9 protein-coding genes are annotated in these 9,263 nt (G+C 66.2%); 5 read left to right on the top strand and 4 right to left on the bottom strand.

The genetic code is table 11. The annotated features are described in order from the left end of the window. The 3 genes from P1X14_RS15885 to P1X14_RS15875 all read right to left on the bottom strand — a co-directional run. Nucleotides 1-889: serine protease (locus P1X14_RS15885; RefSeq protein ID WP_277316376.1), on the bottom strand; the 889-nt coding region annotated here is incomplete at its 3' end. Nucleotides 890-999: 110 nt separating this feature from the next. Beyond that, nucleotides 1,000-2,574, bottom strand: a complete 1,575-nt coding sequence (locus tag P1X14_RS15880) for a hypothetical protein (protein WP_277316375.1) — start codon at nt 2,572-2,574, stop codon at nt 1,000-1,002. A 202-nt stretch (nt 2,575-2,776) separates the two neighbouring features. Further along, nucleotides 2,777-4,948 (bottom strand): primosomal protein N', encoded by a 2,172-nt coding sequence (locus P1X14_RS15875; protein ID WP_277316374.1) that lies wholly within the window; start codon nt 4,946-4,948, stop codon nt 2,777-2,779. A gap of 72 nt (nt 4,949-5,020) precedes the next feature. Between P1X14_RS15875 and P1X14_RS15870 the strand changes: the two genes are divergently transcribed. Further along, nucleotides 5,021-5,461, top strand: a complete 441-nt coding sequence (locus P1X14_RS15870) for a hypothetical protein (RefSeq protein WP_277316373.1) — start codon at nt 5,021-5,023, stop codon at nt 5,459-5,461. A gap of 417 nt (nt 5,462-5,878) precedes the next feature. Here the strand turns inward: P1X14_RS15870 and P1X14_RS15865 are convergent, their stop codons facing one another. After that, on the bottom strand, nt 5,879-6,562 hold the full coding sequence (locus tag P1X14_RS15865) for a DUF2490 domain-containing protein (protein ID WP_277316372.1): 684 nt from the start codon (nt 6,560-6,562) through the stop codon (nt 5,879-5,881). 115 nt (nt 6,563-6,677) lie between these two features. Between P1X14_RS15865 and fsa the strand changes: the two genes are divergently transcribed. Genes fsa through P1X14_RS15845 form a run of 4 tightly spaced genes read left to right on the top strand, consistent with a single transcriptional unit; the run spans nt 6,678 to nt 9,167 of the window. Then, on the top strand, nt 6,678-7,331 hold the full coding sequence (fsa, locus tag P1X14_RS15860; protein ID WP_169558142.1) for a fructose-6-phosphate aldolase: 654 nt from the start codon (nt 6,678-6,680) through the stop codon (nt 7,329-7,331). Between the two features lie 9 nt (nt 7,332-7,340). Then, entirely contained in the window at nt 7,341-7,751 is a 411-nt protein-coding gene (locus tag P1X14_RS15855) for a hypothetical protein (protein ID WP_277316371.1), read from the top strand. Then, nucleotides 7,752-8,642 carry a tyrosine recombinase XerC gene (locus tag P1X14_RS15850; protein WP_277316370.1) on the top strand — a complete coding sequence of 297 codons (891 nt, stop codon included), beginning with the start codon at nt 7,752-7,754 and terminating at the stop codon, nt 8,640-8,642. It abuts the gene before it with no gap. 42 nt (nt 8,643-8,684) lie between these two features. Continuing rightward, entirely contained in the window at nt 8,685-9,167 is a 483-nt protein-coding gene (locus tag P1X14_RS15845; protein WP_277316369.1) for a GAF domain-containing protein, read from the top strand. Nucleotides 9,168-9,263 lie beyond the last annotated feature (96 nt).

Raw genomic sequence — 9,263 nt, 5'->3', positions numbered from 1 at the left:
CGGCCGCCATATAGTTTTCGCGGGCCGCCTCGCTGTTGGCGCGGGCCTGGTCGAGCGCGGTCTCGCGGTCCGCGGCGGCCTTGGCAGCGGCGGTGCGCTCGGCCTCTTCGGCAGCTGCGCGGGCCTGTTCGTCGGCATTGCGATCCTGCGCCATGCGCTCCTCGACGCTGACGCAGGGCACGTCGACCAGGCTGAAGGGCTGCTTGGCTTCGGTCAGGAAGGCGGCCAGTTCGGCGCTGGAAATGGCGAAGGCGAAGCTGCTGTCGCCCGCCTCGCTGTTGGTGATGGCGACATTGACGCCCAGCACGCGCCCGCACCGGTCGAGCAGCGGGCCGCCTGAATTGCCGCGTGCGATATTGGCGGTGTGGAGCAGCATCGATGTGCCGCGGATGCTGCGCAGCCCGGCGAACCCGCCCTGCGAGCGGACCGGCGACATCGGGGTGATGAAGTCCTTGGCGCTCTGTGCGGTGGCGACGTCGACATTGCCCGGATAGCCGAGCGCGACCATGATATCGCCTTCGGCCGGGCTGCCCTTGAACACCGCCAGCGGCGGCAGGCGCGTGCCGGTGAATTCGATCAGCGCCAGATCGCGGTCGCGATCGATGCGGATCAGCCGGCCCTGGAACGACTTGCTGCCCTCGGACGGGACGACGCCGATCACGACATTGTCGGGATAGCGCTCGGCCAGCTCGACCACATGCGCGTTGGTGATGATCCGGTTCGGCCCGATCGCGAAGCCGCTGCCATGGCCGAAGCCGACCACATCGTCACCGACGATGGCGATGGTGACGATGCGGACCACGCCCCGGCCGGACGCCGAAATATCGTCGGCCTGCGCCGGCGACATCCAGGCGAGCAACAGAGCGAACAACAGAAGCAGCCGGCGCATCATCCACCCCAACGCGAACACTGCTCAGGCTTTCGGCGAAAACCGCATGCGGTTCAAGCACGCGGTTTCCCCGATTTGCCCCAATCGGCGGCGCCGGGGCCGATTCTGGATCAGCCCCCGCGCTTCTCCGTCGGATCGCGGTACGACGGATCCTTTATATACGGCCGCAGTTTCGCCGCCGCACCGGCCAGATCGCCCTTGTCGATCATCGCGATCAGCGAATTGGCAAGGGCGTTCGATCCGCGATTGTGCGGATCGAACGCGCTTATCTGGAGCGCCTTCCTCGCCTCGGCGCCATTGCGGTTGCTCAGATGGACATAGGCCACGCCTAGCAGCAAGGTGCGGTCCTGCGGCGCCAGTTCGGCTGCCAGCAGCATGCCGGCCTCGGCATTCTTGGTCGGCGCTTCGCCCGCCACCACGAAGCTGCGGTAGAACAGGATCAGCGGCCGCGGGTCATAGCCGTCGATCTTGTTGGCGCGGGTGAACCAGCTGCGCACTTCGCGCCACACCTGCGGGTCGGTCGCCTTGGCCGCGCCGGCCAGCTCCATCTTGGCCATGCCGACATAGAGCAGGGCTTCCACCATCTTGGGATCGGCCGCGACGGCGCGTTCCCCGGCGGCGGCCGCCTCGGCATATTTCTTGGCGTCGAACGCTGCCTCGGCCAGCACGCGCTGTGCCATGGCGTCGTTCGGATAGGGCGCGGCGGCGCGCACCGCGGCCTGATAGACGTCCGGCGCATTGCCTTCCGTGACGCCCGCCTGCGATCGGATGCGGATCGACATGGTCGCCGCTTCGCCCGGGCCCAGCTTGCGCAGCACCGGCGCTGCGGCGTTCAGCTTGGCGGCCGGAACCGTGTAGACGGTGCGCGTCGGCGCATCGAGGTAACGGCGCATATCGGCTTCGAGCGCGTCGGGATTGCCCAGCAGGTCGGCCGCCTTCTCCAGCGGTTCGCCATTGTTGATCGCCTGGATATAGGCGCCGATCTTCTTCGGGCCGTCCGGCGTGAAGGTGAAATAATGGGTCGCGAGCCAGCCATAGGCATAGACATCGCCGATCCGGCAGCCCGAAAGCTGGCGCAGGTCCGAGGTGCGCAGGATGCGCCGGGCCGTGCAGGTCTGGCTGTTGGCGAAATTCATCGCGCGGTACAGCGGCACGCGGCCGAAGCGGACGCCGCCATCGGGCATGTCCTCGGCCGTGGCGTGGAATTCGGCGAAGCCCTCGGTCAGCCACATCGGCAACGCGGCGGCGCCATAGCTGTCGAACATGAAGTGATGGGCATATTCGTGCCGCAGCACCACATCGGGCGCCAGGTCCAGCCGGTCGTCGGTACGGACGCGCGAACCGGGATTGTCGCGCGGCGCTTCACGGATGGTGAAGGCCACCGACCCACCGGCGCGCGGAATATAGAAGCCCGCTGCCCCCGGCCGTCCCAGCGCCTGCAGCGCGAAGATGTCGCGCACCACGAACACGGTGACGCGCTCGACCGGCATGACCTCGCGATTCTCGACATTGCGGAACACCCGCATCGCCATGTCGTAGCGCTCGAGCGCCAGCGCATAGGCGCGAATCTTCTCCGGATTGTCGTCCGAATAGATGACGAAATGTTTGGTGCTCGCTTCATACCATTCGGCACGGGCGACGGCAGGCATGAGTAATGCCAGCAGAATCAGCAGTTTACGGATCATGTATTTGCCCCTTATGCGCAGCAGCCTAATCAGCGCGCGCGCCAGCGCAAGACCCCAAAATGAAGCGTGAATCGGATTCAGCTGTGCTGAATTGTGGCGGCACCAGCCCGCTCCCCCACCCGGCCACCCAACAGCATATCCTGAAGTGGGTGGCCGGGTGGGGGAGCGGGCCGGTGCCGCATCCACGCAAGTGGATCAAACTCTAGTCGAAGCTATATGGGTCTACGTCCACGGCGACCCGGACCTTGGCCGGCCAGTCGAGGCCGCCGAGCCAGTCGCGGATCATGTCCTGCACGTCGAACGCACGCCTTGCATGGACCAGCAGGCGGAAGCGATGGCGGCCGCGCAGCATCGCCAGCGGGGCGGGGGCGGGGCCATAGACCATGACCTCGTCCAGCCGCGGTGCACTGCGCCCGATCAGCCGCGCGGTCTCCTCGGCCGATCCCTTGTCCTCGGAACTGACGATGATCGCGGCATAGCGGCCGAACGGCGGGGCACCCGCATCGCGCCGGGCCTCGGTCTCGGCGGCATAGAAGCTCTCGGCATCGCCGCTCACCAGCGCCTGCATCACCGAAGCGTCGGGCGCATGGGTCTGGATATAGACCGTCCCTAGCTTCTCGCCGCGGCCGGCCCGGCCGGAGACCTGCATGATCTGCTGAAAGGTCCGTTCGGACGCACGCAGGTCGCCGCCGTCCAGCCCGAGATCGGCATCGACCACGCCGACCAAAGTCAGGTTCGGAAAGTGATAGCCCTTGGTGACCAGCTGGGTGCCGACGACGATGTCGATATCGCCATGTTCCATCCGCTGGACGAACTCGGCGGCCTTGGCCGGGGACCAGATCGTGTCCGAAGTCACCACTGCGATCCGCGCGTCGGGCCATAGCGCCTTGGCTTCGTCCGCGATGCGCTCGACCCCGGGGCCGCAAGCGACCAGCGAATCCTCGGTCTCGCATTCGGGGCAGATTTCGGGTGTCGGATGGGTGTGGCCGCAATGATGGCAGGTCAGGCGCCGGATCAGGCGATGCTCGACCATCCATGCGGTGCAGTTCGGGCATTGGAAGCGATGGCCGCAATGCCGGCACAAGGTCAGCGGGGCATAGCCGCGCCGGTTGAGGAACAGCAGGGCCTGTTCCTTGCGCGCCAGCGTCTCGTCGATGGCCACCACCAGCCGCGGACTGAGCCAGCGGCCGCGCTCGGGCGGCTCCTGGATCAGGTCGATCGCTTCGATCTCGGGCAGTTCCGCCTTGCCATAGCGGCCGGGCAGCTTGAGCTCCTCGTACCGCCCCAGCTCGACCATGTTGCGCGTCTCGATGGCGGGCGTGGCCGAGGCGAGAACGACCGGGCATTCCTCGAACTTGCCGCGCATCACCGCCACGTCGCGGGCATGGTAATGGACGCCGTCTTCCTGCTTGAAGCTGGTCTCGTGCGCTTCGTCGACCACGATCAGGCCGAGATTGGGATAGGGCAGGAACAGCGCAGATCGCGCACCGACAGTCACCATCGCCTTGCCGCTGGCGATGGCGCGCCACGCCCGGCGTCGCTGCGAGGTGCGCAACCCCGAATGCCAGGCGACCGGCTCACAGCCGAAGCGTTCGGCGAAGCGGGTGAGGAAAGGCTCGGTCAGCGCGATTTCGGGCAACAGGACGAGAGTCTGCTTGCCCGCAGAAAGCGCCGCCGCGATGGCCTCGAAATAGACTTCGGTCTTGCCCGATCCGGTGACGCCATCGAGCAGGAAGGGCTGGAACGTCTCCGCGCCCACTGCCTGTCGCAGGATGCTCGCCACGTCCGACTGGATCGGGCTGAGGTCGGGCGGGGCATGGTTCGGGTCGGGCAGCGGGTAGGGGCTGTCGGTATCGACCACCATCGCCTCGATCGCACCGACCTTCACAAGGCCGCGGATCACGGCCTCGGAAACATCGGCGATCGTCGCCAGTTCGCGCACCAGCCCCTGCCGCTCGCCGATCCGCTCCAGCGCCTGTTCGCGCTGCGCGGTCAGCCGTTCGGGCACCATGCCGGTGGCGCGATACTCGACGATGGTCGGCGCATTCTCGAACGCGGCGGACGAGCTGAGCGCCATGCGCAGCACGCCCGACAGCGGCGCGAGATAGTAATTGGCGGTCCACTCCACGAGGCGGCGGACTGGCGCGGGGACGGGCGGTGCATCGGCCAGGCCCATCAGGTTGCGCAACCGGTTGTCGCCGATCTCCTCGACCGGCAGCCGCTCGGCTTCCCACACCACCCCGGCATATTGGCGCGGACCGATCGGCGCGATCACGATGCTGCCCGGCTCGACATGCATGCCCTGCGGCACCCGGTAATCGAGCGGGCCGAGGGCGGGATGCAAGACGATAAGGCGGGCGCGGTTGCCGGGCATGATGCCTCATATGGGCATTTCGGCGCGCGGGGGAATGGCGTATCGCTGCCGCCGACCAATGGAGACTCGCCGATGCTGCTCGCTGCCCTGCTGTTGCTTGCCCAGGACGCCCCCTGCACCGCGACCGACGCGAACCTGCCCGCGCCGCTGGCCGGCTGGATCGCGCCGGGCGCGAGCTTCGCCGTCGGCAAGCCGGTGGTGATGAAGGCCGTCGACGCGTCCGCGATCCCGGGCCTGCCCGCGGGCAGCAAGCCCGGCGGCGCGGCGATGATCGGCTTCCGCGTCGAGACCGCGGGCAGTTACGGCATCGCGCTCGACCAGGGCGGCTGGATCGACGTGATCCCGGGTGCGGTAGGCGGCGAGCCGCTCAAGTCGGTCAAGCACGGCCATGGCCCGGCCTGCTCGACGATCCGCAAGATCGTGCGGTTCGACCTCCAGCCGGGAATGTACCGCCTGACGCTGACCGGCCTGACCAAGCCTGAAGTGCGGGTGATGTTGGTCGCGCCGGAGTGAAGCTACAAATCCTCCCCCGGAGGGGGAGGTGGCAGCCATAGGCTGACGGAGGGGTAATCTCCGCGAGCGACAACGCTCGTGGAGATTACCCCTCCCCCGCTTCGCGGTCCCCCTCCCCCTCCGGGGGAGGAATGAGGGCGGTTGCAATGTTGGATTCCGCCTGCTTGGCTCGGCGCGCTCCGACGTCGGGAGCCGCTCTTTGAAAACTGTGCTCCGGCGAAGGCCGGAGCCTTGGAAAGGGAATGGATGGCGGCCAACGCTCCGGCCTTCGCCGGAGCACATTGCCGCTCGCCCCAACGGAATAGGCGCCAACCGGGTTTCAGAGTGACCGCGGATCGGGAAAACGTCAGCGCCCGGAACACCCGATCAGTGTGAAGCTAGTGTGAAGCTCCGCAAAATTCCCCAACGATATCAACGTCAGTCGCCGGCCCCGGAAATGTCGCCCACATTGAAGTTCAGCGTCAGCGTCAGCGCATGGTCCATCTGGTCGCGGCGCCCGTCGCGGCCGAAGCGATACTGGTTGAGATAGCCGACCTCGCCGCGCAGCTTGCCGCCGAGCGGGACCGACAGGCCGACGGCGTTGCGCATCCGCTCATGGCCGCGGCGCTGGCCGTAATCGGTGTCGTTGAAGTTGAAATAATGTTCCTGCGTGGCGAACAGCTTCAGCCCTTTGGTGCCCAGCGGCGTCTCGAAACCCAGTCGCGGGCGCAGGCGGAAACCGATCTCGGGCGCGGTGTTGTTGAACCGTTGCTCGAAGCGCAGCCGGCCGTTGAAGCCGCTGCCCAGCGGTACCATCACCATCTGACGCAGCCGTTCCTCATTGGGCAGCGTCACGCCCTTGTTCCAGTCCTCGACATGGCGATAGCCGAAGCTCAGCTCGATCCCGCTGGGCAGGGTGTGGGTATAGAGGACGCCCGCCTCGGCATGGTTCAGCCCCTCGGCCGCGTTGCCGAAGCGGATGATGCCTTCCAGCGTCACCTTCTCGTCCTCGCCCACCGTGAACGATCCGTTGGTCTGCAGCCACAGCTGCTCGTCGGTCTGTTGCGCCAGCACGGGCGTGGCGGTCAGCAGCAGGGGCAGGGCGATAAAGATGCGGCGCAAGGGGGCAGGCTCCGGCTGTGCGTGGGCGTCGAGGGGTCTATAGAGGGGACCGATTCGGACGGTGCCGTAACATAACCGTCACGATAATTCCCTGTTCCCGCCCTTCGGAGGCCCCATGAAATTCTTCGCCGATACCGCCGACACCAACGACATCCGCGACCTGGCCGCGACCGGCCTGCTCGACGGCGTCACCACCAACCCATCGCTGATCCACAAGGCGGGCCGCGACTTCCTCGAAGTGGTCGCCGAGATATGCCAGATCGTCGACGGCCCCGTCTCGGCCGAAGTCGTCGCGCTCGATTACGAGGGCATGATGCGCGAGGCCGAGGTAGTCCGGAAGATCGCCGACAATATCGCGGTGAAGGTGCCGCTGACGATCGACGGCCTCAAGACCTGCAAGTCGCTGACCGATGACGGCACGATGGTGAACGTCACTTTGTGCTTCTCGGCCAATCAGGCGCTGTTGGCGGCAAAGGCCGGTGCGACCTTCATCTCGCCCTTTGTCGGCCGCCACGACGACAATGGCTTCGACGGCATGCAGCTGATCGGCGATATCCGCCTGATCTACGACAATTACGCGTTCGACACCGAGATCCTGGTCGCATCGGTCCGCCACCCGATCCACGTGCTGGAAGCCGCCAAGATCGGCGCCGACGTGATGACCGCTCCCCCGTCGGTGATCCGCCAGCTGGTCAAGCACCCGCTGACCGACAAGGGCATCGAAGGCTTCCTCGCCGACTGGGCGAAGACCGGGCAGAAGATCGGGTAAGGGGGCATCATGAAGGACGTTGGACGAGCGTTGTGGGTGTGCGGGCTGATGATTGTGTTCGCGACTCTGCTTCTTTTTGATCCATCGGTCTCAACTGAGAGTTCCGGTTACCTTCCGGAGAAGGTGGTGAACTTACAGAAGCTTCAGCTCCAGCTTATCTTTGTTCATATTGGGCTTGCGGCATTTTTGGCCGGCGTGGGGACAAATCTCGCCGGGGAACTCATTGAACGCCTCGATGCCTCAAGATCTGACAGAAATTTGTTGACCCCTTCCGATTCCGCGGAGCGTCCGCCGTTGGCTGGTCCAACTCATCCCGAGGTCGTTCATGGCGCGGATGGGAGATATCATGTCGGGTTCAAATTCTTTGACACGCATGAGGAGGCCTCGGCGTTTGCGGAGGCGCAACACTCGCGGACTTAGATGACCGCACCCTTACCTCTCCTCTACGCCGAACATCTCGCCCGCGACCGGCGGCGCTCCGCGCATACGGTGCGGGCCTATCAATCGACGGCGGAGCGGCTGATCGCTTTCCTGCAGTCGCATTGGGGCGGGGAGGCGAGCCGCGAGACGCTGGCCAACGTCACCGCCGCCGACCTGCGCGCTTTTCTTGCGCATCGGCGCGGCGAAGGGCTGACCAATAGCTCCGCTGCGCGCGAGCTTTCGGCGGTCCGCGGGTTTCTGAAATGGGCGGTGGGCGACGGGGCGGAATTGCCCCGCCTGCGCGGCCCGCGCGTCAAGAAGGGCGTGCCCCGCCCGATCGCGCCGCATGAGGCGGTCGCGCTGGCCGAGGCGGTGTCGGAGGAACCCGACGAACCCTGGATCGCCGCGCGCAACTGGGCGGTGCTGCTGCTGCTCTATGGCGCGGGCCTGCGCATCGGCGAGGCGGTGGGACTGACCGGCGCGGTGTTGCCGCTGGGCGCCACGATGAGCGTCACCGGCAAGCGCGACAAGACCCGACTGGTGCCGCTGTTGCCCGAGGTGAAGGCAGCGATCGAAGCCTATGCGGCCATCACGCCATGGGGTGTGGCGCGCGATGCACCGCTGTTCCGCGGGGCGAAGGGCGGTCCGCTGCCGGCAGGCGCGATCCGCAAGTCGGTGCGTTCGGCGCGGGCTGCGCTGGGCCTGTCGGACCGGACCACGCCGCACGCCCTGCGCCACAGTTTCGCGACGCATCTGCTGGGCCGCGGTGCTGATCTTCGCGCGCTGCAGGAACTGCTCGGCCATGCCAGCCTGAGTTCGACCCAGATCTACACTGCAGTCGATGCCGCGCATCTTCTGGACGTGTACCGGAATGCCCATCCAAGGGCATGATTCTCGTGGATTATATGCTACTCCGGTAGCCGGAGGGCTTTCATGATCGATCCTTACGCAGCCGATGTCGCGGCGGTTCAGCACATGCCCGAGATCGAGGCGATGCTTGAGGACGTGTGCCGCGCGACCGGCATGGGCTTTGCCGCGGTGGCGCGGGTGACCGCGGATCGCTGGATCGCGTGCCAGATCCTCGACAAGATCGAGTTCGGCCTGAAGCCCGGCGACGAGCTGAAGATCAAGACCACGATCTGCGACGAGATCCGTGAGAGCGGGCGGCGCGTCTATATCGATCATGTCAGCGGGAACGAGGCATGGCGGCGGCATCACACCCCCGCAATGTATGGGTTCGAAAGCTATATCTCGATCCCGATCTTCCTGGCCGACGGCAGCTTCTTCGGCACCTTGTGCGCGATCGACCCGGCACCCAGCGAAGTGAGCCTGGCCGATCTGGTGCCGCTGTTCGAGCAATATGCCGCCGAGATCGCGGTGCGGCTCGACCAGATACGGATCGAGATCCGCGCCTAGAGTCTTTTCAGCTTCGCTGAACCGGCACCACCCTCCGCAGCCATTCCAACGATGCTGCGCATCACCGGAACCTTGGGCTGCTCCGCCCGCTCCCCC

This window comes from Sphingomonas sp. AOB5, from assembly GCF_029433115.1.
GTDB lineage: Bacteria > Pseudomonadota > Alphaproteobacteria > Sphingomonadales > Sphingomonadaceae > Sphingomonas.
This window is presented reverse-complemented; position numbering and strand designations above follow the sequence as displayed.

What these genes read in the sequence shown, in the direction of transcription:
- P1X14_RS15880 (WP_277316375.1), bottom strand. Translation starts at nt 2,574, where the DNA reads ATGATCCGTAAACTGCTGATTCTGCTGGCATTACTCATGCCTGCCGTC.
- P1X14_RS15875 (WP_277316374.1), bottom strand. Translation starts at nt 4,948, where the DNA reads ATGCCCGGCAACCGCGCCCGCCTTATCGTCTTGCATCCCGCCCTCGGC.
- P1X14_RS15870 (WP_277316373.1), top strand. Translation starts at nt 5,021, where the DNA reads ATGCTGCTCGCTGCCCTGCTGTTGCTTGCCCAGGACGCCCCCTGCACC.
- fsa (WP_169558142.1), top strand. Translation starts at nt 6,678, where the DNA reads ATGAAATTCTTCGCCGATACCGCCGACACCAACGACATCCGCGACCTG.
- P1X14_RS15855 (WP_277316371.1), top strand. Translation starts at nt 7,341, where the DNA reads ATGAAGGACGTTGGACGAGCGTTGTGGGTGTGCGGGCTGATGATTGTG.
- P1X14_RS15850 (WP_277316370.1), top strand. Translation starts at nt 7,752, where the DNA reads ATGACCGCACCCTTACCTCTCCTCTACGCCGAACATCTCGCCCGCGAC.
- P1X14_RS15845 (WP_277316369.1), top strand. Translation starts at nt 8,685, where the DNA reads ATGATCGATCCTTACGCAGCCGATGTCGCGGCGGTTCAGCACATGCCC.